Annotated in this window: 21 protein-coding genes, 1 tRNA gene and 1 pseudogene; 20 read left to right on the top strand and 3 right to left on the bottom strand. The window is 49.1% G+C overall.

Features of this window, described 5'->3' with window-relative positions; translation table 11 throughout:
• The first annotated feature begins 93 nt into the window (after positions 1-93).
• From skT53_RS10035 to trmL, 3 genes and pseudogenes are all read left to right on the top strand, one after another.
• Positions 94-1,038 (top strand): amidase domain-containing protein, encoded by a 945-nt coding sequence (locus skT53_RS10035; protein ID WP_226375174.1) that lies wholly within the window; start codon positions 94-96, stop codon positions 1,036-1,038.
• Between the two features lie 99 nt (positions 1,039-1,137).
• Positions 1,138-1,587, top strand: coding sequence for a cupin domain-containing protein (locus tag skT53_RS10030; protein ID WP_200756505.1), 450 nt, complete (start codon positions 1,138-1,140; stop codon positions 1,585-1,587).
• A gap of 316 nt (positions 1,588-1,903) precedes the next feature.
• Positions 1,904-2,363 (top strand): annotated as a pseudogene (gene trmL / locus skT53_RS10025) (tRNA (uridine(34)/cytosine(34)/5-carboxymethylaminomethyluridine(34)-2'-O)-methyltransferase TrmL).
• A 63-nt stretch (positions 2,364-2,426) separates the two neighbouring features.
• On the opposite strand, the gene skT53_RS10020 reads toward trmL, so the two are convergent.
• Positions 2,427-2,996: a cytochrome P450 gene (locus skT53_RS10020; RefSeq protein ID WP_200756503.1), complete on the bottom strand. Its 570-nt coding sequence runs from the start codon at positions 2,994-2,996 to the stop codon at positions 2,427-2,429.
• 247 nt (positions 2,997-3,243) lie between these two features.
• Here skT53_RS10020 and skT53_RS10015 point away from each other — a divergent pair, with 247 nt between their 5' ends.
• The 8 genes from skT53_RS10015 to skT53_RS09980 all read left to right on the top strand — a co-directional run bounded on the left by skT53_RS10015 (position 3,244) and on the right by skT53_RS09980 (position 11,701).
• Positions 3,244-3,972: an HAD family hydrolase gene (locus skT53_RS10015; protein WP_200756495.1), complete on the top strand. Its 729-nt coding sequence runs from the start codon at positions 3,244-3,246 to the stop codon at positions 3,970-3,972.
• Between the two features lies 1 nt (position 3,973).
• Complete coding sequence (locus tag skT53_RS10010) at positions 3,974-4,468, top strand: metallophosphoesterase family protein (protein WP_200756493.1); 495 nt, start codon at positions 3,974-3,976, stop codon at positions 4,466-4,468.
• Positions 4,469-4,534: 66 nt separating this feature from the next.
• Positions 4,535-5,824, top strand: a complete 1,290-nt coding sequence (locus skT53_RS10005; protein ID WP_200756491.1) for a tetratricopeptide repeat protein — start codon at positions 4,535-4,537, stop codon at positions 5,822-5,824.
• A 402-nt stretch (positions 5,825-6,226) separates the two neighbouring features.
• Positions 6,227-8,125, top strand: coding sequence for a PrkA family serine protein kinase (locus tag skT53_RS10000; RefSeq protein WP_200756489.1), 1,899 nt, complete (start codon positions 6,227-6,229; stop codon positions 8,123-8,125).
• A 97-nt stretch (positions 8,126-8,222) separates the two neighbouring features.
• Positions 8,223-9,380 (top strand): sporulation protein YhbH, encoded by a 1,158-nt coding sequence (gene yhbH, locus skT53_RS09995; RefSeq protein ID WP_200756487.1) that lies wholly within the window; start codon positions 8,223-8,225, stop codon positions 9,378-9,380.
• Positions 9,381-9,406: 26 nt separating this feature from the next.
• Positions 9,407-10,825 (top strand): SpoVR family protein, encoded by a 1,419-nt coding sequence (locus tag skT53_RS09990; RefSeq protein ID WP_200756485.1) that lies wholly within the window; start codon positions 9,407-9,409, stop codon positions 10,823-10,825.
• A gap of 148 nt (positions 10,826-10,973) precedes the next feature.
• Entirely contained in the window at positions 10,974-11,318 is a 345-nt protein-coding gene (locus skT53_RS09985; protein WP_200756483.1) for a nucleotidyltransferase family protein, read from the top strand.
• Positions 11,294-11,701, top strand: a complete 408-nt coding sequence (locus skT53_RS09980; protein WP_200756481.1) for an HI0074 family nucleotidyltransferase substrate-binding subunit — start codon at positions 11,294-11,296, stop codon at positions 11,699-11,701. Before skT53_RS09985 ends, skT53_RS09980 begins: the two co-directional genes overlap by 25 nt.
• Before the next feature lie 1,001 nt (positions 11,702-12,702).
• Here the strand turns inward: skT53_RS09980 and skT53_RS09975 are convergent.
• Positions 12,703-12,777, bottom strand: a tRNA-Arg gene (locus skT53_RS09975).
• Between the two features lie 233 nt (positions 12,778-13,010).
• Between skT53_RS09975 and thiD the strand changes: the two genes are divergently transcribed.
• The gene (thiD, locus tag skT53_RS09970) at positions 13,011-13,811 is read left to right on the top strand and encodes a bifunctional hydroxymethylpyrimidine kinase/phosphomethylpyrimidine kinase (protein ID WP_200756479.1); all 801 of its coding nucleotides are present in this window, start codon (positions 13,011-13,013) and stop codon (positions 13,809-13,811) included.
• A gap of 79 nt (positions 13,812-13,890) precedes the next feature.
• On the opposite strand, the gene skT53_RS09965 is transcribed toward thiD, so the two are convergent.
• Positions 13,891-14,691 carry a pyrroline-5-carboxylate reductase dimerization domain-containing protein gene (locus skT53_RS09965; RefSeq protein ID WP_200756477.1) on the bottom strand — a complete coding sequence of 267 codons (801 nt, stop codon included), beginning with the start codon at positions 14,689-14,691 and terminating at the stop codon, positions 13,891-13,893.
• Positions 14,692-14,790: 99 nt separating this feature from the next.
• On the opposite strand from skT53_RS09965, the gene skT53_RS09960 reads away from it, so the two are divergent.
• The 8 genes from skT53_RS09960 (at position 14,791) to eno (ending at position 24,043) form a co-directional block, all read left to right on the top strand.
• A complete protein-coding gene (locus tag skT53_RS09960; protein WP_404828849.1) occupies positions 14,791-14,988 on the top strand; it encodes a YetF domain-containing protein in 198 nt (65 codons plus the stop codon).
• 106 nt (positions 14,989-15,094) lie between these two features.
• Entirely contained in the window at positions 15,095-16,426 is a 1,332-nt protein-coding gene (rpoN, locus tag skT53_RS09955) for an RNA polymerase factor sigma-54 (protein ID WP_200756473.1), read from the top strand.
• Positions 16,427-16,514: 88 nt separating this feature from the next.
• Positions 16,515-17,555 carry a sugar-binding transcriptional regulator gene (locus skT53_RS09950; protein WP_200756471.1) on the top strand — a complete coding sequence of 347 codons (1,041 nt, stop codon included), beginning with the start codon at positions 16,515-16,517 and terminating at the stop codon, positions 17,553-17,555.
• 14 nt (positions 17,556-17,569) lie between these two features.
• Positions 17,570-18,580 carry a type I glyceraldehyde-3-phosphate dehydrogenase gene (gene gap / locus skT53_RS09945; RefSeq protein WP_200756469.1) on the top strand — a complete coding sequence of 337 codons (1,011 nt, stop codon included), beginning with the start codon at positions 17,570-17,572 and terminating at the stop codon, positions 18,578-18,580.
• A 187-nt stretch (positions 18,581-18,767) separates the two neighbouring features.
• Positions 18,768-19,949 (top strand): phosphoglycerate kinase, encoded by a 1,182-nt coding sequence (locus skT53_RS09940; RefSeq protein WP_200756461.1) that lies wholly within the window; start codon positions 18,768-18,770, stop codon positions 19,947-19,949.
• Positions 19,950-19,970: 21 nt separating this feature from the next.
• Complete coding sequence (gene tpiA, locus skT53_RS09935; RefSeq protein WP_200760944.1) at positions 19,971-20,732, top strand: triose-phosphate isomerase; 762 nt, start codon at positions 19,971-19,973, stop codon at positions 20,730-20,732.
• A 226-nt stretch (positions 20,733-20,958) separates the two neighbouring features.
• Complete coding sequence (gene gpmI, locus skT53_RS09930) at positions 20,959-22,497, top strand: 2,3-bisphosphoglycerate-independent phosphoglycerate mutase (RefSeq protein ID WP_226375172.1); 1,539 nt, start codon at positions 20,959-20,961, stop codon at positions 22,495-22,497.
• A 259-nt stretch (positions 22,498-22,756) separates the two neighbouring features.
• Entirely contained in the window at positions 22,757-24,043 is a 1,287-nt protein-coding gene (gene eno, locus skT53_RS09925) for a phosphopyruvate hydratase (protein WP_200756457.1), read from the top strand.
• Positions 24,044-24,115: the final 72 nt, after the last annotated feature.

Below are 24,115 nucleotides of genomic sequence, written 5' to 3'. Positions count from 1 at the left end.
ATTGCGGAAAAATGATAAATATGACAGATGGCGCCTGACACTCCTGCTGGGCGCCCTGCATATGTTGTGGTATCGCGAAGGGAGTGTTCCTCATTGACACAAGAGTGGCGGCGAGTGATCCGGCAGTTTTTTGACGCCAAAAATCGTGCTTGGCTTTCAAAGGACGGGGGAGAAATGGAAAAACTGACAAATCGTGACGATGTGGTGCGGATTTTTCTGGATGATGTGCGCGCCCTGCATCGTTCCGCAGAGGAGCGGGGGATCACGTACCGAAAAAGCCGCACCAATCTGCAGCTCACCCATGCGGCACCCATCCCGAACGGTAAATTGCAGGTAGACCTGCTTGAATATTTGACCTGGTTTTATACGGATGGCGACGATTTGAAACATCAAGCAAGAATGCAGCCCATTCAGTTGATTTTGTCAGAAACGGAAGGCGGGTGGAAGATTGAGCGCGTCAACCGAATTGGCGAAAGAGAAGAACGGAACCTCGTGAAAGGGGAATTGAATTTTCGTCCGTCCAGTATTGTAGAGGGAAATCGCAAAAGAAGTTACGATCGGCGAAAAGCTCAGCAGTATGCGGAGTTATGGTGGGATGGTTTCAATCCGCAATACAAAAAGTTTGACGTGGACTGTACCAATTATATTTCACAGTGTCTGTATGCAGGCGGTATGCCAATGGAGTTCAGCAACCGCAAAGATCGGGGCTGGTGGTACCGCAATCAGGGCGGCACAGTGAGTTGGAGCCACAGTTGGGCGGTTGCCCATGCGTTGCGCTGGTATTTGGAGAGTTCCGGTCGCGCGACTGCGGTAGGGGATGCGAAACTGCTGACGATCGGGGATGTAATCTGTTATGACTGGGATGGGGACGGCAGGTGGCAGCACAATACGATCGTAGTCGCTTTTGACCGAAACGGAATGCCGCTCGTCAATGCACATACGGTAGCCAGCCAGCATCGCTTCTGGGATTACAAAGACAGCTACGCCTGGACGGAGAGAACTCAATACCGGCTTTTTCATATTCAGGATACGTTTTGAATTCAAGATACATTCGGAATATTTACACGACAGGAGGGATATGGTAATTTCAAAAGAGACCTATCGGTCTTAAATTTCATCTGGCGGGAGGGTTTTCTTATGGAAAATTTGAACATTGAGGTCAAACGGGGTAAGCATTATACGCTTGCAGAAGCGGGCAATTGGTCAGATCTGGACCAGTATACGTACGGACCCAAACAGTTTCCGGGAAAATTGTTTTTGAAAGATGTGCTGGAATTGACTGGTATGGAAGTGTCAATGAACAAATTGCCGGCAGGCAAGAAAGTGCCTTTTTATCATGCGCATAAGGAAAATGAGGAGCTCTATATATTTGTGAAGGGACAGGGGCAGTTTCAGGTGGATGACGAGGTAATGGATGTCCGCGAGGGTACGGTGATCCGGGTAAGCACGCCAGGAGTTCGCACATGGCGCAACAACTCGCAGGAAGATTTGTATTTTATTGTGATTCAGGCAAAGGAGAACAGCCTTACGCAGTGTACCGTGGAAGACGGAATCGTGCCTGACCGTAAGGTGGAGTGGCCAGACTAAAACAGATAAGCATCCAAAAAAAGTCACGGGAGCCGGGTCAGCCGCCTGCTGTTACATAGTCTTTCGGACTGATTCCTGACCGATCACAATCAGAACGGTGCTGACAAGCAAAACCAGGTGGACCGGTAAGATGTCCGTTTTCCTGCGCATGAAAACTCTCCTGTTCATTTAATATATTATTGTGCGTTGATAGATTTGGAAAGCGGCGAATCGCCGGAAATATCGGAAAGTCAGGAGCGGGCTTGCATCCGTCCCTGACTTCCGGTATTGTTTCAGAAAGAAACATAAGATTACATAAAAGGAAGTCTGTTACTCTATGCATATTGTACTTGTAGAACCGGAAATTCCAGCCAACACGGGTAATATTTCGCGGACATGCGCTGTAACGGGAACGACGCTGCATCTGGTTCGTCCACTCGGATTCTCAACGGATGATCGGTACCTGAAACGGGCGGGGTTGGATTATTGGCATCTGCTTGACCTGCATTATCATGACAGCTTTGCGGAACTGCAGAAGAAGTACCCGCAGGGGCGTTTTTTTTTTCGCGTCCACGAAAGGGGTCAAGCGGTATACCGACTTTACATACAAAGCGGATGACTTTTTTGTGTTCGGAAAAGAGACAAAAGGGCTGCCCAACGAACTGATTGCGGCTAATCTCGATACGTGCATCCGGATTCCGCAAGTGTCGGACGCGCGTTCTTTGAACCTGTCAAACGCAGTGGCGATTGTGATCTATGAGGCGCTGCGGCAGCAGGGATTTCCGGGTTTGGGTTGAGACCGGACGATCGGGCTGATGACGATCCGGGCTGATGACGATCGGCAGATTGTTGGCGGCAGATTACCGATTCCGCTGCAACCAGACCATTTGTAAACCTCCTTTGATCCTCTTGGCGCTGTGCCGAATGCATTGTTCGACTGATGCACCGATACGTTCCGCTTCCGTCTGAAGATCCATATCTAACATGGTCTTGCAGATGATTCGCAGCGTAAGCAGCGTTATATCATGGGATATGTTGCGTGTTTGCTTGTCCTGCCAATCATTCAACATGCTGTTTGCCAGATCGATGACAGTTTTCGTATAGGATTCGATATTGGACCGAACAAAAGCGGGCATCATGATGCGCTTTTGTTTGTCGTGCAACTGTCCCTCGGAGGTTAGCAGTCCTTCGCCGGCAGTTTGCTTGAGAACGGCAGAGGAACGTCCTTTGACAAAACTTTTTTCCTTGGTCACGAGGATTTCTTTCACCACGTCGGGGTGATGTACGATAAAAGAGGGACGGTTGCGGCTGGGATAGAGAGATACTACATCCGCCACCTTGCGTGAAGCCAGTATGAACCCGAGTGGATTCCGTTGGAACCACAGATAATTTTGCAGCCGACTTCCGGGCATCAGTTCAAACTTGACCATGGGAACCTCCCTGCCTGTGGTCTAGTGCCTGGATCAGAGACTGGATTGTACGTTAGTATCTTTATATCAAATGAAACGCAAGTCCACAATTTAATTGAATATTAATCTGCGAGCAAAACCCATCACAACCCAACACCTCGCTGCAGAATCAATAACGGCTGAAATCCGCTTGGTTGAATCCACTTCCCGCTTTCGGTAAGCTAGAGAAAGATGTCGAAAGGCTTTCAGATGGGAAGGGGAAATCGTGATGATCAACACGCTTTTGTTCGATTTGGACGGCACGCTGCTGCCGATGGATCAGGAGAAATTTACGAAGGGCTATTTTAAATATTTGATTCCGCATGTGATGCATCTGCTCGACCGGGAAAAAGTGGTCGGGCAGCTTTGGGCTTCTACCGAAAAAATGGTACGGAGTGACGATCCTGACAAAACGAATGAAGAAGTATTTAAGGAACACTTTCTGTCTGAAACAGGGCTTCGGGAAGCGGACATTTGGCCGATTTTTCTCGACTTTTATGCAGGCGAATTTGGCGAGTTGAGCCATTTGACCGATCCGAATCCCCTGTCGCGAACAGTCGTGCAGACGGCGGTGGAGAAAGGATATGAGGTGGCGCTGGCTACCAATCCACTGTTCCCACGTTCCGCGATTGAAGCCCGGATGCGTTGGGCCGGTGTGGCGGATATGCCGTTCAAGCTGGTAACGACGATGGAGGAGATGCATTTTTGTAAACCGAATCCGAACTATTATCGGGAAATCCTCCAAAAAATCGATAAACAGCCAAGCGAATGCATGATGATTGGAAACGACGGATATGAAGATATGGTTGCCGCCAAACTCGGCATGCGAACCTATTTGGTCACCGACTGTCTGATCGAAGAAAATCTGGTTCCGGAATGGATTCACCAGCAGGGCAGTATGCACGAACTGTTGACTTTTATCGAATCGCTGCCCGAGTTGAACGCTTTCAACGAGTAGAATGGCGACGATCGGGGTTTTGTCAGATACGCATTTGCCAAAAAAAGGTCCGCAGTTGCCTGGGATTGTACTCGATAAGCTGCAGGGCGTCGATCTGATCCTGCATGCTGGCGATTTGACGACTGTCTCTGTGCTGCAATCCCTGACCCAAATCGCCCCTGTGCAAGCGGTAGCCGGTAATGTGGATCCGCCAGAGTTGGCCGCACAACTTGGCTGGACGAGAATTGTCAATGTTGCTGGAAACCGGATCGGTCTCACGCACGGACATTTGGGTCACGGCAAATCGACTCCGGAACGGGCCTGGAACACGTTTGCGGGGCAGCGGACAGACATTATCATCTTCGGCCACAGCCATATTTCGCATGAAGAGTGGCGGGATGGGGTGCTGCTGCTGAATCCGGGATCGCCGACCGATAAACGGCGGCAGCCGAATTTTTCATTCTGCCTGTTACATATAAGTCAACAGATTGAGATCGAGTGGGTGTTTTTTGTATAAAAGCTGTTAACCCCGTTAATACTGGCTGAATATAAAAGCCATTTATTCAGGAAAGCGGGGATAGGGATGACGAAAACACTGGGACAAAAAATTCGGGAACTGCGTATGCAGAAAGGGATGACACAGGGCGATCTGGGCGGCGGACGAGTAACTCCAAGCATGATCTCGCAAATTGAAGCGGATAAGGCAAACCCGTCACATCGGCTGTTGAAATGGATTGCCGATCGGCTGGAAACTCCGATTGAATTTTTCTTGACCGACATGCAGCTGCAAAGCGAGAAAATCAGTTCATTCCGGTTTGCCAAGGCACTGATCGAAGCGGGGGAGCCAGGTCAGGCAGTTGTCCTTTTGGAGCCGCTGGCAGACGGTCAGTCGCTGCCGATGTATCAACAAGAGATTCAGCAGGATCTTGCCACCTGCTACCGGAGTACCGGGCAACTGGACAAGGCAGCCAAACAGCTGGAGGAGATTTTTTCAGGCTTGTTGGTGAAACGGGATTTGCAGGCGATGGTGCAAGTGTTGTTTGAAATGGGAAGCATCGAAAAAGAGCGCAACCAGTTATCGGTAGCCGTATATCACTGGAATCGGGCCAATCAACTTTACGAAGAGATGGACAGCCCTGATCCGTTTCAATGGGGGAAATTGCTGCGGGAACTGGCGGAACTGCATACGATTATGGGCGATCTTGAATCGGCTCGCGCTGTTTACGAACAGGCGATGACGGTTCTTTCCGGCACGGAAGACCTGCGCGGAATCGCCGATATGTACCTGAAGCTAAGCCGTATATACAGGGACAAAGGTTCTTATGAAGAAGCTGCCCGCTATGCGGAACATGCGTTAAGCATTCATAAAGGTTTCAACAATCTGAAAACGGCCGTGCAAATTAAAGAAATGTGCGCCATGCTGAAGGCGGAACAGGGATTCCCGAAAGAAGCGGTCACGATTCTTACCGAATGTTTAAGTGAATATGAAAAATACGGTTTTGCGGACCGCCTGGGATCGGTGCATGGCTCGTTGTCGATTATCTATTTACGGATGCGCCAGTTGGATCTGGCGAAATCGCATTGCCAGACTGCGATTGCACTGGCAAACGATGATGCGGAACGGGCAGCGCTTTACCGGACATGGGCTGAAACAGCGAAGGAAGAAGGAAATTTGCAAGAGGCAAAAGACTTCGCGCAAAAATCGGTGCAATTTTTCAATCGGGTCGGTATGTCCCGTGAATTGATGATGTCGTATTCGCTGCTTGGCAATTTGTGCAAAGCATCAGGAGATTTGTCAGGCGCTTTGCAGGCGTTTGAAGAAATGCAAGGCGCGTTGCAATCGAACCTGAAACACCGGGGTATTGTGTTATAAACCTAGGTCCACAGGCATAATGGCCTGTGGGTCTTTTTTTGTAGTCACAGGCGATGTCCAGATCATGCAGGTGAAAAATATCCGCAAGAAACAGCCTTTACCGAAAAATAAGGGAAGGCTGTTTCTGTTCATATTCTGCAATCTTCAGAAAATGGGCGGCGACAAGGAAACGGACAAGCGAGGCTTGCATACAAATAGTTATACGAACGGTTAGCCTCTAATATATTGAACAAAGACGAAAAGCCGGGAGTCGTAGGCGAGAGCAGCAATTTAATGTCTGTGTGCAATGAATCTTGGCATATCTCGCCTCGGCGGCACCCCCTAAGGGGGCAAAGTCGCACCGCAGCAGTCAACTGCCGGGTCGCGCTATCTAGCCGCCGGGTCTCGCTAAGGGGGAGTAGAATGGATATTCTGAATCGACTTCAAGCGTACAGGACTCAGGAACAACAGCTCGCCTGGCAGGGCACTTTTGTCGACTATCTTGAACTGGTTCGCAAAAACCCCAAAATTGCCGAAACCGCACATTCCCGCATCTATCATATGATTGAGGCGGCGGGGATTGATACAGATGAGAATGGAAGAAAACATTACCGATTTTTTGAAAAAGAAATTTTTGGACTTGAGGAACCGCTAGAACGCCTGGTGGAAGAATATTTTCATTCGGCTGCTCGCCGACTCGATGTCCGAAAGCGGATTTTGCTCCTGATGGGGCCTGTTAGCGGCGGTAAATCAACAATTGTCACGATGCTGAAAAAAGGTTTGGAGCAATATACCAGAACCGCAGAAGGGGCTGTTTATGCGATCAAAGACTGCCCGATGCACGAGGAGCCGCTGCACCTGATCCCGCAGGAATTGCGACCTGAAATTGAAAAGGAGCTCGGTATCCGGATTGAAGGAAACTTGTGCCCGGCCTGTCGAATGCGGCTGCAGAACGATTATAACAACCGTGTGGAAGATGTGCCGGTGGAGCGGGTTGTATTTTCCGAGGACGATCGGGTAGGAATTGGTACATTCTCGCCATCGGATCCAAAATCGCAGGATATTGCCGATTTGACGGGGAGCATTGATTTTTCAACGATCTCTGTTTACGGATCCGAATCGGACCCGCGTGCGTACCGGTTTGACGGCGAATTGAACAAAGCGAACCGGGGCTTGATGGAATTTCAGGAAATGCTGAAGTGTGACGAGAAGTTTCTCTGGCATCTGCTGTCCCTGACGCAGGAAGGGAATTTTAAAGCGGGTCGGTTTGCGCTCATTTCGGCCGATGAAATGATCATCGCCCACACGAATGAAACAGAATACAAATCGTTTATTTCAAACAAGAAAAACGAAGCGTTGCAGTCCCGCATGATCGTCATGCATATCCCTTACAATCTTAAAGTATCGGACGAAGTCAAAATTTATGAAAAGTTAGTTAAGCAAAGCGATCTGCAAAATATCCACATCGCGCCGCACACGTTGCGCACCGCCTCGATTTTTTCGGTTCTGACGCGATTGAAGGAATCGAAAAAGCAGGGAATGGATCCGGTCAAAAAAATGTACCTGTACGACGGCAGTGAAGTGGAAGGATTTAAAGAAAAAGATGTACAGGAACTGAAGGCGGAGTCGCCCGATGAAGGAATGAGCGGCATCGATCCTCGTTATGTCATCAACCGGCTGTCGAGTGCCTTGATTCGCCGCGATACGACCTGCATCAATGCATTGGACGTACTGCGGGCGATCAAGGATGGGCTTGATCAGCATGCGTCGATCACCAAAGAGGAAAAGGAAAAGCTTTTGAACTTCATCTCATTGGCCCGTAAAGAGTATGACGAAGAAGCCAAAAAAGAAGTGCAGAAAGCGTTCGTATATTCGTATGAAGAGTCGGCCAAGACGCTTTTGGAAAACTATCTCGATAATGTGGAGGCATACTGTAACTGGCAGCGCATCAAGGATCCCATTACAGGGGAAGAAATCGATCCGGATGAAAAGCTGATGCGCTCGATTGAAGAGCAGATCGGTATTTCGGAAAATGCGAAAAAGGCGTTTCGGGAGGAGATTTTGATCCGGATCTCGACTTATGCGCGGCGCGGCAAGCGATTTGATTACAATTCGCATGAACGGCTGCGGGAAGCGATTGAACGGAAACTGTTCGCCGATTTGAAGGACGTGGTAAAAATCACCACCTCGACAAAAACGCCGGATGCCACACAGCTAAAGAAAATCAATGAAGTCACCAAGCGTTTGATCGATGAACATGGGTATTGCTCCGTATGTGCAAATGAACTGCTGCGATATACCGGCAGTTTGTTAAATCGATGAGTTGTGAGGCAGATCGGATTTCCGGTCTGCCTTTGTACACAGGACTGAATTTTTAGAGATGCACTGCGCATCCAAGGTTTTAAAGGAGGTTACACGCATGATCCGGCCAACTTTTATTCTGTCACGGGAAGACTGGTCGCTTCACCGGAAAGGGCAGCAGGATCAGCAGCGGCACCAAGAAAAAGTGCGAGAAGCGATTAAGAAAAACCTGGCCGACCTGATTAGTGAAGAAAGCATTATCATGTCGGACGGAAAGCAGATTTTGAAGGTGCCGATCCGTTCATTGGATGAATACAGGTTCCGATACAACTACAACAAACAGCCGCACGCGGGACAGGGGGACGGCAACTCGCAGGAAGGCGACGTGCTGGGGCGCGATGGCGATCCGAGGCAAGCCGCTCCGGGACAAGGCGAAGGCGCTGGTGACCTGCCGGGAATCGACTATTATGAAGCAGAAGTGACATTGGAAGAGCTGGAAAAAATGCTGTTTCAGGATTTGGAACTGCCCAATCTGAAACAAAAAACGCACGATCAAATCACCGTTCCCGACATTCGTTTCAACGATATACGGAAGAAAGGCATTATGAGCAACATCGACAAGAAACGGACGATCATGGAGACATTGAAGCGCAACGCTCTCAACGGGGCCCCCGGTATCCATGGCATCAGCCCGGAAGATCTGCGGTACAAAACATGGGAAGAAGTACGGGTTCCAAACAGCAATGCAGTCGTGCTCGCCATGATGGATACCTCCGGCTCAATGGGCACATTTGAGAAATATATCGCCCGTACCTTCTTTTTCTGGATGACACGGTTTCTTCGCACGAAATATGAACATGTCGATATTCAGTTTATCGCTCACCATACGGAAGCCAAACTCGTTACGGAAGACGAGTTTTTTACAAAAGGGGAAAGCGGCGGCACGATCTGTTCCTCCGCCTATCAACTGGCGCTCGATCTGGTCCAAACGAAATATCCGCCTGATCGGTATAATGTATACCCGTTCCATTTTTCGGATGGAGACAATTTGACGTCCGACAACGAAAAATGTGTGCGTCTGATCCGTGAACTTGCATCTCTCTGCAACATTTTCGGCTATGGGGAAGTGAATCAGTATAACCGGTCCAGCACGCTGATGAGCTCCTATAAACATATCCAGGATCCTAAATTCAAATCGATTCTAATTCGCGAAAAGAATGATGTATACAAAGCGCTGACTACATTTTTCAAAAGGGATTCGCAATCCGCGTCGTAAGTGTTCAGGCAGAAGGGGGAGCGTAAATGACAAACGAAGAGATCAAACTGCTTGAAAAGTCGATTGAGCAGATGACCGATCTCGCTCGGTCGTTCGGACTCGATTTTTACGAGATGCGGTATGAAATTTGTCCGGCAGACATCATTTACACGTTTGGCGCTTACGGCATGCCCACCCGCTACTCGCATTGGAGTTTTGGAAAAGCGTTTCACAGAATGAAAATGCAGTACGATTTTGGGCTCAGCCGGATTTATGAACTGGTTATCAATTCGGATCCCTGTTATGCGTTTCTGTTGGATGGCAACACGCTGCTGCAAAATAAACTGGTCTCCGCCCACGTGTTGGCGCACTGCGATTTTTTCAAAAACAATGCGCGGTTTTCCCACACCTCCCGCTATATGGTGGAGAGCATGGCAGCGGCGGCCGACCGCATCCATTCCTATGAAATGCAGTACGGCAAGCTGGCGGTGGAAGATGTATTGGATGCGGCGATGGCGATTCAGGAGCATATCGATCCTTCTTATGCCGCGAGGAAACGGCCGCGTAACGAGGCGATCGAGGAAAATACGCAGATCGAACCCGTGTCCCCATACGATGACTTGTGGGAACTGGATGAACCGAAATCAAATGATCAAAATCAGGAACCGGTTGTCGAATATCCGAAAATCCCGCCCCGCCCAGAAAAAGATTTGATTCTTTTCCTGATGAATCACAGCAAGGTGCTGACTGATTGGCAGCGCGACGTGTTATCCATCGTACGGGATGAAATGCTTTACTTCTGGCCGCAGTTGGAAACAAAAATTATGAACGAGGGTTGGGCTACCTACTGGCACCTGCGGATCATGCGGGAGATGGATTTGACGGACGACGAATCAATCGATTTTGCACAGATGAATGCAGGTGTGATCCTGCCGTCGCGGACCAGCATTAACCCGTACCATGTAGGTTTAAAAATGTGGGAAGACATTGAAAAAAGGTGGAACAATCCGACAGAGGAAGAGCGCAAACGATGGGGCCGCAAACCGGACAAAGGACGCGAAAAAATGTTTGAAGTGCGGGAAACCGAATCGGACATGTCGTTTTTGCGCAACTATCTGACCAAGGAATTGGTGGAGGAGCTCGATTTGTACCTCTATCAAAAAGTCGGAAACGAGTGGCGAATCGTCGAAAAGAACTGGGAGAAAATCCGCGACCAGCTGTGCGCGGCCCGCGTCAACGGCGGATTTCCGGTGCTGCTGGTAGAAGACGGCGACTATCTGCATAACGGCGAACTCTATCTCAAGCATCAATTTGAAGGACTTGAACTGGATGTCAAATATACGGAAAAAACGTTGCCGCACGTATACCGCCTGTGGGGCCGTACGGTGCATCTCGAAACGGTCATCGAGAACCGGCCCGTACTGTTTACGTATGACGGGAAAAAGGCGCACCGGAAGTTTTTGTGAAAATTGATAAAAACCAAGAGAGCGGAATCATCCGTTCTCTTTTTACTTTAGTAAGAACCAAATCAAAAAGAACTTGAGAAAAAATGGAACCCATGTAGAATGGAGGTAACTAACAACTTCGGGAACAATTACGGGGGAGGGAGCGGAAATGGACTTGCCACAGAAGGAACAGCCGGACGGTTTATCCAGTCGCAACGCCGTCTTGTCAAAGGTTCGGCAAATTATTGGGAAACAACTTCGGGGGGTACCGGCCAAGGTGTATCTGTACGGGTCGTGGGCAAGAAGAGAGGAACGTCCCACATCTGATATAGATCTTGCGCTTTGGTCCGAAGAACCATTGCCAATCGGAACCTTGCCAACACTGCGGTTCTTGTTGGAAGAAGCACCAATTCCTTATCCCGTGGAAGTGGTTGATTTGCGCGAAGCGGATGAGGCGTTTGTTCAGCAGGTAATGAAGGAGGGAATTGAATGGAACGATTGGAACAACGCTTGAATGTTTCATACCGGGCATTAGAAACTCTGAACGAAGTCCTCTCTTTACCAAGCCCTTCACGCATAGAAAGGGACGCTTCCATCCAACGTTTTGAATATACGTTTGAGGCAGTCTGGAAAACAGGCAAACAATATCTTTTTGATTATGAGGGATTAGACATCGGTTCGCCGAAAGGAGTCATACGGGCCAGTTTTTCTGTGGGTCTGTTCAATGAAGAAGAGACCGCAATGGGGCTTGAACTGGTAGATGACCGGAATCTGTCGGTACATACATATAACGAAGCGCTTGCCGAAATGATATTTGGCAGATTGCCGCAATATGCGGTTCTGATGAAAAAATGGTTGGACGAAATCAAACAAAGAATGGAAGGTAATCATCCGTAATTCAATCCAAACGGAGGGCCTCACAAAGCGGCCCGTTTACCTACAAATCGGCCGACAAGATGCGTCTTTACTCGATGCTTTCTGATCGTTTCAAAGGGAGTAATGATATATTTCATGAGCAGGATAGAAAATAGAACCGCAGCGATTGTAGCCATGATCCCCAACATGTGGAAATGCAGAGACCTGAATAAAGACAAAATCATCCAGTGCGAGATGTATACCGGATAAGATAATTCTCCAATGAAACTATCCAATTTGTTTCTTTTTGAAAAGCTGAATAGTACAGGTATGAAGAGGATTAACGCCATAAAATAAATTAATGGATACACGCAAATACATACACGAAAAATCAGGGTTAGTGGGTTCATCCATGAACTTTTTTCCAAAAAAGATTTGAATTTGCAATACATCTTATAGGATAAAGCTCCAGACAAAAAGAATGCCGTTTCAAAAGGGAAAAACCTGTAGTTCCAAGGCGAGCGACCAAGCTTGTGGTACAAGCAAAAAAGTCCATTGCAGGCTAACGACATGCATAAAAAAATTTTGACAGCAATGTATAATTCAAAAGTAGATAAAGCTATAAAACTAATGGAAGAACATATAGAAGAAATTAAACTTTATACGGTTGCTGATTATTCATAGCTGTTTTGCTGGTATAGGGTCTGTTTCTGTTGAATGCATTACCACACCTCTCTACAAAGTAACCGGTATTCAACTGGTGTCATCTTATTCTTCTTTAACGGATTCTTTCGGGTGCACTCTTTATTCAATCACATGCCTTCCCGCGCTTTTCTTCTAACCTGGGACAGCATTCAACTTAAATTCTTTTGTATATGTTTCCCAGTTTCCCCATAGATATATCCCCTTCAGGTAGACAGTAAAGGTCTTTCCTTGTTACTGTCTACCTGAAGGGGATATATCAACTAATCCAATGGTTTTTACTTTATATGGCTGTTTTTCTTGAATAACCGATTTTGCTTCTCTGAAAGTAGGAATAACAGTGGTGCACCCGAAGAGAATCGAACTCCTACCTCAGGCTCCGGAGGCCTGCGTCCTATCCATTGGACCACGGGTGCAATTAAAGTTGATGTTTCTATTTGCACGGCGATATACGACCGACCGTGCGCAACGCTATGCTATAAGCGACGTTTTTTATCATACAGGATCGGAACAGTTTTTGCAACCGGGAAATTCAGGATTTCATCCGTTGACCGGATTTTCACTCCGCTTTACAATGTATCAGACAACTATTAATAGGGCGAGGCAATAAATCTACCATACAGGTTTGAAATAAGGAGGGATTTTTCGGATGACAATCGCGCGTGCATTAACAATCGCCGGTTCCGACAGTGGAGGCGGGGCAGGCATTCAGGCGGATTTGAAGACGTTTACCGTTTTGAATGTGTATGGAATGTCAGCGCTGACTGCGATCACGGCGCAGAATACATTAGGTGTACATGGGATTTATAATCTTCCAATGGAAGCGGTTGAAAAACAGATTGATGCTGTCATAACCGACATTGGAGTGGATGCGGTTAAGACGGGTATGCTGTCGCAAGCTTCCATTATCGAGTTAGTATCCGCCAAGGTGAAACAGTATCGGCTGTCCAATCTGGTGGTCGACCCGGTCATGGTGGCCAAAGGCGGAGCCCGTTTGTTGGAACAGTCTGCACAGGATGCGCTGATTACACATCTGCTGCCGTTAGCTGCCGTTGTAACTCCAAATATTCCGGAAGCGGAAGTGTTGACCGGCATGACGATCCGAAACGTAAAGGAGATGCGGGAGGCGGCCAACCGGATTCGCGAATTTGGACCGCAGACGGTGGTGGTGAAAGGCGGTCATTTAAGCGGAGAAGCGGTAGATGTGATCTATGACGGCAGCACATTCCGTGAGCTGCAGGGCGCCCGTGTTGACACAAGGAACACGCACGGAACGGGTTGTACGTTTTCGGCTGCGATCACTGCTGAACTGGCGAAAGGAGCAAAGGTGACAGACGCCATTGCAGTGGCGAAACAATTTATTACCTGTGCCATCGAAGACTCGCTGGAATTGGGCGGCGGACACGGACCGACCAACCATTGGGCATACGGCAAAAGGCGGCAGATTTAATGATCACTGCAAACGTTAAACCCTCTGTACGCGAATACGCGAAGCAGAGGGTTTTCATTCAATTTGCCAGCAATTGATTCTAGTTCTGCTGGGCATGGTGATTTTGTCTCTCTTTCGTGGCGATAAAAATACGGTCAAATACACCATCCAACAACGGTTCCATCGCCTCAATTCCGGCTGCAGTTACGCCTCCCGGAACGCAAATGCGAGAGATAATTTCAGCAAAATCGTATTTTTCCTCAACCAACAGTTTCCCCGTTCCATAGACCATATACCGGATAAATTCTTCCGCTTGCTTCTGACCAATCTGGCCCTGCCGAACGGCAGCGTTGGCAAACGACTGAAGAAAGTAGGCAATAAAGGCGGGCCCGCAACTTGTTAAATCGGAACTGATTCGAATATCGGATTCGCTGATCTGCATCGGGTGGGAGATTTGTTGGCAAATCGCTTCAAATTGCTCTCGGTCGTCAGAGGTTATCCGCGAACCGTACATGGTGAGAATTACGCCTGACAACGCTTCCTGCGTGAGGGAAGGAATGATTTTAATCACTTTGCAGGGAGTGAGTGACTCAAGTTTGGACAACGTCCATACGGAATTGATGGAGACAAGAATTTGCTCAGGCGTCAGATGCGGCAGGATTTGATCGATCACATGCTGAATATCCCCTTGCTTGACACATAAGAAAATCAAATCGCTCGACTGAGCTAATGCAGGCAGACTGTCGATTTTTTTGACTGATGGATTCTGGTATATGAGTTGATCCAACTTGGCGGCTGTCCGGTTGAACGCCACGATTTCCGTTTGGGGCAAATTGACCCTGGCAAATGCCCGTATCAACATGCCTCCCATGCTTCCGGTACCGACAAATCCCAAACGCAAGCGGCTCTCCTCCCTCTCTTTCAATCTAATCCAGTGTATTCTGAAATTTTTGGGGGAATGACTACAAAATAAAGAAAACATGTACATAACGTAAAGGGGATGCGAGATCTTATGGCAACCCAAATGACCTATCTGATTCGGAAAGGAAGAATCGAACACGAAAATCTGATCCGCATCGGACGAACGGAACCCTGGATACGCGAACGCCTGCAAGATTTAGAGGTGTATGACATCCGGCAGGTTCGTTATGCGTTGCTGGATGAGAACGGGACGCTGCATGTGCAGGTGCGCGTGTAGGATGAATTTCTGGCAGGTGTAACCTAGTGACGAATTTGTGAACATCAGGTAAGATATCTGTAAGGGGTGAAGAGATCCTATCCGGAGGAGCAGGGGGGACGCTCACATGCAAATGGGATATGGTCTATGGCAGGAACAAACGCAAAAACTTGTAATGACGCCCGAATTGCGGCAGGCAATCACAGTTTTGCAGTTTTCGTCAGAAGAGTTGGCGGGCTATTTGGAGGCAGAAGCGGTTCAGAATCCGGTAATGGAATTGGAGCTTCCGGATTGGCTTGCCGCTTCGCGCGAACATGCTCTCCATAAACCGATCGGAGCGCAGCGGGAGACAAACCCGCTTCCTGTTGAATCGGTTTTGAGGTCCCATCAATCATTGGAAGACCATCTGAACAGACAATTACAATTATTGAAACTTTCTGAACGGGAACTGCGGCTTGCTTCTTTTATAGTTGGCAGTCTGGATTCAAACGGATATCTGACGATGCAGATCGATGAAATCTCCCACATCTGCCGGTGTGATGCTGAGGAAGTGGAAGCAGCCCTGCAGATTGTGCAATCGCTTGAACCTACGGGTGTAGGAGCCCGTTCATTGAGCGAATGTTTATGGCTGCAAGCGTTGGAAATCAAGAATGTTCCCGAACCCGTTTTTCAAATAATTGAAAATCACCTTCCTGATGTGGCGCAAGGGCGTACATCACGGATTGCAGCGGTGCTTGGCATTACACTGCAGGAAACGCAAAGAGCGATCGATCTGATCCGTTCGTTGGATCCAAAGCCGGGGCGTTGGTATACGACTGAATCAGCCGCATTTGTCGTACCGGATGTGATTGTTGAGCGTGTGGCAGGCGATTATGTGGTCATCGTCAACGATCGATCCACACCCAGGCTACATATCAGTGATTTCTACCGGACACTTCTTCAGCAGCAGGATGGGTCGGTACCCTCCGAAACGAGAGATTATATAGTCAGCAAATTGAACTCCGCATTGTGGTTGCTGAAAAGCATGGAACAGCGGCGGCAAACTTTATATAAAGTAACGGAAGCGATTATTTCTCTGCAAATGGATTTTTTTGATGGTGGCGTGGCCAAATTGAAACCGCTTACTTTGCGTGATGTGGCAGAGCGGGTTGGGATTCACGAATCGACCGTATCGCGGGCGATTGCGGGCAAGTATGTGCAAACGCCGCAAGGGGTGTATGAGCTAAAATACTTTTTTGACTCGGGAGTTACTACTTCTGCAGGTGAGGGAGCGGCTGCGGAAAGCGTCAAATCACTGATTAAATCTTTGGTTGACAAAGAGGACCGCAAGGAACCTCTAAGTGACCAGAAAATCTGCGAGATTCTGAAGGAAAAAGGGATTCGCATTTCGCGCCGAACCGTTGCGAAATACCGCGAAGAGATAGGGATTGTTTCATCTATGCAGCGAAAACGGTATTGACCGTTTACTCACTGCTTTTTTTTGATATAATAGGGACATAAAATATACATGAGGGACATATAACGTCCCGGTTAGCGGAGATGGTTCTATGAAAGAATTGATTCGGATACAGCAGAAACTGGTGCCGGAACTGATCCACAACATGCAAAAAAGGTACCGGATTTTGCAAAAAATTAACCTTATGCAGCCGATCGGCCGTCGCAGTCTGGCTCAACAAATGGAAACGACCGAACGGATTTTGCGGGGCGAGGTCGAGTTTTTAAAAGAGCAGGGGCTTATCGAGACGGAATTTGTGGGAATGAGAGTAACGGACGCCGGGTTGCAGATTTTGCATTATTTAAACGACGTGATTCGGGAGATCGACGGGTTAAAAGAGTTAGAAGCGCGGGTCGAGAAATTGCTTGGCATACCGGAAGTGATCATTGTCTCCGGAGATTCCGGACAGGATCCTTTGGTGAAGCGGGAAATGGGATATGCAGCCGGGCGTGTCATCCGGGAACGGTTTGCCGGCGGCGTTCTGGCAGTCACCGGCGGAACTACCGTGGCGACCGTGGCGGAAATGATACCTGCCAACCAATCAGGATATGCTATAGAGGTATTGCCAGCCCGTGGCGGTGTGGGAGAAAACGTGGAAGTTCAGGCAAATACAATTGCCGCTTTGTTCGCTGCCAAAATGGGCGGCACGTATCGGATGCTGCATATTCCCGATACATTGACGGAGGAAGCATACCAATTTTTTCTGGAAGACAGTTCGACGAAAGAATATTTGCAGAGCCTGCAACGGGCCCATATGCTGGTGCACGGAATCGGGCAGGCCATCACAATGGCCAAACGACGGGGCGGCTCAAAAGAACTGATTGATCTGTTGAAGCGAAAAGGGGCCAAGGGAGAAGCGCTTGGCTATTACTTTGATGAAGCGGGGCGGGTTGTCCATGCGATGCACTCCATCGGATTGCGAATGAACGATCTGCCAAACGTTCAACTCATTGTTGCGGTGGCGGGCGGTGCCGACAAAGCGGAAGCGTTATTGGCGGTGGCGCGCGGCAGCAGGCAGGATGTGCTGATCACGGATGAGGCTTGTGCCGAGGCGACCTTAAGGTATGTTGCAAAAAACAAAAGCGGGGCGTGAGGAGATGATGAACGATGACGGTTCGTGTTGGGATTAATGGTTTCGGCCGAATTGGCCGCAATGTGTTTCGGGCTGCTCTGCACAATCCGACTATCGAAGTTGTAGCGGTCAATGATTTGACTGATGCGGAAACGCTGGCCCATCTTTTGAAATACGATACGGTGCATGGAACGCTTGAGGGAGAAATTGAAGGAAGCGGAGGATCGCTTTATGTGAACGGAAAAGAAATCAAGGTTTTGGCGGAACGGGAACCGGGAAATCTGCCATGGAATAAGCTGCAGGTGGATGTCGTGGTGGAGTCGACCGGACGATTTACCGATAAAAAAAAGGCTTGTGCGCACATCACACAGGGCGGGGCGAAAAAAGTGGTCATATCGGCTCCCGCCAAGAATGAAGACCTGACAGTTGTTATGGGAGTCAATGAAAAATCATACAACCCGGAAGAACACCATGTTCTCTCCAACGCGTCGTGCACCACGAATTGTCTGGCGCCCTTTGCCAAAGTTCTGAACGAAACATTTGGCATTCGGCATGGTCTAATGACAACTATTCATTCCTATACGAACGACCAGATGATTCTCGATCTGCCGCACAAGGATCTTCGCCGCGCGCGAGGCGCGGCGCTCAACATTATTCCGACCACAACTGGCGCAGCGAAAGCGGTAGGCCTTGTGCTGCCGGAATTGAAGGGGAAATTGAACGGGTTTGCCGCCCGGGTTCCCACGCCGAATGTGTCGCTGGTAGATTTGAACGTAGAAATCAACACACAAACCACGGCAGAAGAGGTGAACGCAGCGCTGCGGTCGGCTGCGGAAGGACCGCTGAAAGGGATTTTGGGATATTCGGAGAAACCGTTGGTTTCCAGCGACTATAACGGCAACCCGCATTCCTCGGTGATTGATGCGCTGTCGACGATGGTCGTAGAAGGATCTCTGGTCAAAGTGGTTGCCTGGTATGACAATGAGTGGGGCTATTCGAACCGGGTAGTGGATCTGATTGATTATATTTACAAGCGGGGAATCTGACAAGCGAGGAATCTGATCAAAATCAAAAAGCGGGAAATCTAATCAAAATAAACGGGTGGGACTCTATACGTCCCTGGGTGACTGCATCGGGACAATTTACGTCCCGATTAATCTCTGGTACAATTTATCGCTGAGAAGATGGATTATCAGGATGCGGGGTTTGTGCGTATATTGTGGAGGGACACCAATGGATAAGAAAACAGTGCGCGATATTGATGTACGCGGCAAACGAGTCTATGTCAGAGTCGATTTTAACGTGCCGCTTGAAGATGGAAAAATAACGAATGACACAAGAATCATTTCCTCTCTTCCAACGATCCGGTACCTGATTGACCAGGGGGCAAGAGTAATATTGGCCAGTCATCTGGGGCGTCCAAAAGGGGAATATAACCCGAAATACAGTTTGGATCCGGTGGCGGAACGTCTGTCGGAACTGTTGCATCGAAATGTGGAAAAAGCGGGTGATTCGGTAGGACCGCAGGTGAAAGAACGGATTTCACTGATGCAGGACGGTGATGTGCTGCTGCTGGAAAACGTGCGTTTCCATAAAGGAGAAGAAAAAAACGACCCGGAGCACATTAAACAGATAGCTGAACTGGCTGACGTCTACGTGAATGACGCGTTCGGGGCAGCCCATCGGGCGCATGCGTCGACAGCCGGGATTGCGCAATATTTGCCTGCCGTTGCCGGTTTTTTGATGGAAAAAGAGCTGACAATTATGGGAAAAGCGCTTTCTCATCCGGAACGCCCGTTTACTGCGATTATCGGAGGCGCAAAAGTCAGCGACAAAATGGAAGTGATTGAAAACCTCTTGAACAAGGTCGACTGTCTGATTATTGGCGGCGGCATGGCGAACACGTTCCTGGCCGGTCTTGGCAACGACATGGGGAAATCACTGATTGAACCTGACAAGTTGCAGGAGGCCAAATCGTTGGTCGATCATGCGGCACAAAAAGGAGTCAGACTCTTGTTGCCGGTCGATTTGGTTGTGGCGGATCGGTTCGCTGCCGATGCGGCGCACTCCGTGGTGGACGTGGGGGATGTTGCAAAAGACAGGATGGCGCTTGATATTGGTCCGAAAACAATCGCCCTCTGTCAGAAGGCAATCCTCGATTCCAAGATGGTCATTTGGAACGGACCGATGGGTGTGTTTGAATTTGACGCGTTTGCCAAAGGAACCAATGCCATTGCGGCGGTAGTCGCTGAGGTAAAGGGAACTACAATCGTTGGCGGCGGCGATTCCGTAGCAGCCGTTGAAAAAAGCGGACTGGCCAACCGGATGACTCATATCTCGACAGGCGGCGGCGCATCGCTCGAATTTTTGGAAGGCAAAATTTTACCCGGCGTCGCAGCGTTGAATGACAAATAAGGAGGAGTTGCTATGCCTTCCTTGCGTACTCCAATTATTGCCGCAAATTGGAAAATGCATAAGACAACAGCGGAAAGCAAACAGTTTGTAACAGAGGTAAGAGACCCGATTGGAAATATGGAAAACGTTACGATTGTTATCTGTCCGCCATTTACGGCGATTGAATCGCTATCCGGATGTTTGTCTGGCACGAATTTGTTGCTCGGCGCGCAAAATGTTCATTTTGCGGAAGAAGGTCCGTATACGGGTGAAATTTCCCCGGCTATGTTGACCGAATTGGGGGTACGGTTTGTAATTGTGGGTCACTCGGAGCGGCGGGCCTATTTTAACGAAACAGACGCAACCGTAAACCGCAAGGTGCAAGCTGCGCTGCATCACCGTCTCGTGCCGATTGTGTGTGTCGGCGAAGACTTGGCTGAACGAGAGGCGGGTCAGACGTTTTCCATTGTGGAAAGCCAAATCCGACTGGCGTTGGGCGGCTTGGACGCATCTGCGGCGGAACAAGCGGTGGTCGCTTATGAGCCGATTTGGGCAATTGGAACCGGGCGATCCGCCAGTGCGGCCAATGCAAACGAGGTCTGCCGCCATATTCGGCAGACGATCGCCTCTCTGTTTGGTGACACGACGGCAAATAAAATTCGCATACAATATGGCGGCTCTGTGAAACCGGAGACGATTCAAGACTACTTGCAGCAGCCCGATATCGACGGGGCGCTTGTTGGCGGAGCCAGTCTGGATCCGCAATCGTTTGTCGGGTTGATTCGGGCGGCCATACAGAAATAGGTACCCACCCCCAACGGGGGCAAGTCGTGTCTTGGCAGCAAGCTGCCGGATCGCGCTATGAAGGGCACAAGTACCCAAAGGGCACAAGTCGCGTCAGGTATCAAAGATACCGGATCGCGCTATGCACCCAAAGGGCACAAGTCGCGTCAGGTATCAAAGATACCGGATCGCGCTATGTCTCGCCTTGGCGGCACAGCCGCCAGGTCTCGCTAAGGAGGAAATCGGAGTGGCTAGACCAAAACCGGTAGCGTTAATTATTTTGGATGGATTCGGGTTGCGGGAAGAAACGGAAGGCAACGCGGTGGCGCTTGCCAGGAAGCCAAATTTTGACCGCTATTGGTCTACATTTCCGCATACGCAGTTGACTGCCTGCGGAGAGGCAGTGGGGCTGCCCGAAGGCCAGATGGGGAATTCGGAAGTCGGCCATTTGAACATCGGGGCAGGCCGCATCGTCTATCAGGATTTGACGAGAATCAGCAAGTCGATTCGTGAAGGGGAATTTTTCGATAATCCCACCTTTCTGGAAACGATGAAATATGTGAAGCAAAATGGAAAGAAGCTTCATTTGTACGGTCTGGTTTCGGATGGCGGGGTACACAGCCATATTCAGCATTTGTTCGCGCTGCTGGAATTGGCCAAAAAGGAAGAGGTGCCGCATGTTTATGTGCATGCGTTTCTCGATGGACGCGATGTAATGCCGCATACAGCGATAAACTACATACGGGATTTGCAGCATAAAATGGAACAGTTGGGCGTTGGTCAATTGGCTACCGTTCAGGGGCGCTATTATGCGATGGATCGGGACAAGCGCTGGGAGCGTACGGAAAAAGCATATCGCGCTATGGTGTACGGAGAAGGACCCAAATATCAGGACCCGCTCCTTGCTTTAAAAGAAAGCTATGACAAGTCGGTCACGGACGAGTTTGTCATGCCGACAGTCATCACAGATGCAAATGGACAGCCTGTCGGTCTGATTGAAGACCAGGATGCGGTCATTATGTTCAATTTCCGCCCGGATCGCGCCGTTCAGATTTCACAGGCGTTCACAAATGAAGATTTTCGCGGGTTTGACCGCGGCCCGAAATGCCCGAAAAATCTTCACTATGTTTGTCTGACGTTCTTTTCTGAGTCGGTAGATGGCTTTGTCGCCTATAAACCAACCACCCTCGACAACACGATGGGGGAAGTGGTGACACAGAACGGATTGCGGCAGCTGCGGATTGCTGAAACAGAAAAGTATCCGCATGTGACCTCGTTTTTCTCGGGGGGACGGGAAGAGAAGTTTGCTGGCGAAGAACGGATTTTGATTCCTTCTCCGAAAGTGGCGACATACGACCTGAAACCGGAAATGAGCGCGTATGAAGTGACCGATGCCGTTTTGAAAGAAATTGAGGCTGAGAAGTTTGATTTCATAGTGCTAAACTTTGCCAATCCGGATATGGTCGGTCATACGGGTGTGTTGGAAGCGGCCATTAAGGCGGTCGAGGCGGTCGATGAATGTTTGGGGAAAGTGGTCGATAAGGTGTTGGAAAAACAGGGGGCAGCTATGATTATCGCCGATCACGGCAATGCGGACATCATGATCGATGAGGCAACAGGAAAGCCGTGGACCGCCCACACTACCCAACCGGTTCCCTGCATCGTGACAAAATCGGGAATTAAGTTGCGTGACGGCGGCATTCTCGCCGACGTGTCACCGACCTTGCTGCAGTTGCTTGAACTTCAGCAGCCAAAAGAGATGACGGGGAAAAGCTTGATCGTTTGAGCGGGAAAATTGGTTGAGCCCCTATAGATACTGTATTCCTACGCTTTGAACCGATGGGGAACACCTAAGGTATGATGCACTGGGGCGGTGTTCCAAAATCGGTTCTAAAGCGCAGGAACACAGTATCTGGGACTTACGGGCGGCGTTGTGATGCGCACGAACGATCGATTGGTAAAGCTTCTGGCATCGTTCATACTAGGTTAAAGATTGAGGGAAATCGTTCGTAAGTAACAGACTACATAAAAAGGATGATGAAACGATGAGCATTATTTATGACGTTCGAGCAAGAGAAGTGTTGGATTCACGCGGGAATCCCACTGTGGAAGTGGAAGTCGAACTGGAAAGCGGCTCGGTAGGCCGGGCAATTGTACCGTCCGGTGCTTCAACAGGCGCTTATGAAGCGGTGGAACTGCGGGATGGCGACAAAACCCGTTATCTGGGTAAGGGAGTCCTGCAGGCCGTTGACAATGTAAATGATGTAATTGGCCCCGAAATTATTGGCATGGATGCGCTTGATCAAGTTGGCGTTGACCAGTGGATGATCCAACTGGATGGCACACCGAACAAAGGTAAGTTGGGTGCCAATGCGATTTTAGGCGTATCGATGGCGGTTGCTCATGCGGCAGCCGATTTTCTGGGATTGCCTTTGTATGTGTATCTCGGCGGATTTAATGCGCGTACGTTGCCTGTGCCGATGATGAACATTTTAAATGGCGGAGCGCATGCGGATAACAACGTCGATATTCAGGAGTTTATGGTGATGCCGGTGGGCGCGGAAAGTTTCCGGGAAGCGTTGCGGATGGGAGCGGAAATTTTCCATAACCTTAAGTCGGTATTGAAGGAAATGGGTTTACAGACCGCTGTGGGTGATGAAGGTGGATTTGCGCCGAATCTGAAGTCAAACGAGGAAGCGATTAAAGCGATCCTCCATGCGATTGAAAGAGCCGGTTACAAGCCAGGGGAACAGGTTTTCCTCGCGCTGGATGTCGCATCGACCGAAATGTTCAAAGATGGCAAATACCACTTGGAAGGGGAAGGCGTCACCAAAACGTCGGAGGAAATGATTGCTTGGTATGAAGAATTGATCAGCAAATATCCGATCATTTCAATCGAAGATGGCCTTTCGGAAGACGATTGGGACGGCTGGAGGAAAATGACCGCACAAATCGGTTCGAAAGTGCAGCTGGTAGGGGATGACCTGTTTGTCACCAACACGGAACGGCTTGCGAAAGGAATCGAATCGGCAGTCGGCAATTCGATCTTAGTGAAAGTGAACCAAATCGGTACGTTGACAGAAACATTTGAAGCAATTGAAATGGCAAAACGGGCCGGGTATACGGCAGTCATTTCACATCGTTCGGGGGAATCGGAAGATGTGACGATTGCAGATATTGCAGTCGCGACAAACGCCGGGCAAATCAAGACGGGTGCACCTTCCCGTACCGATCGGGTCGCCAAGTACAACCAGTTGCTGCGGATTGAAGACATGCTCGATTACACAAGCAAGTACGGTGGGCGCAATTCCTTCTATAATCTGAAAAAATAGCTTTCTGTCTTAAGTTGTCACCTGTGGATGGCCTATGCTATAATAATTCGGTATTATAGACGTCGGCGCTTT

This window comes from Effusibacillus dendaii (assembly GCF_015097055.1).
Classification (GTDB): Bacteria; Bacillota; Bacilli; order Tumebacillales; family Effusibacillaceae; genus Effusibacillus; species Effusibacillus dendaii.
This window is presented reverse-complemented; position numbering and strand designations above follow the sequence as displayed.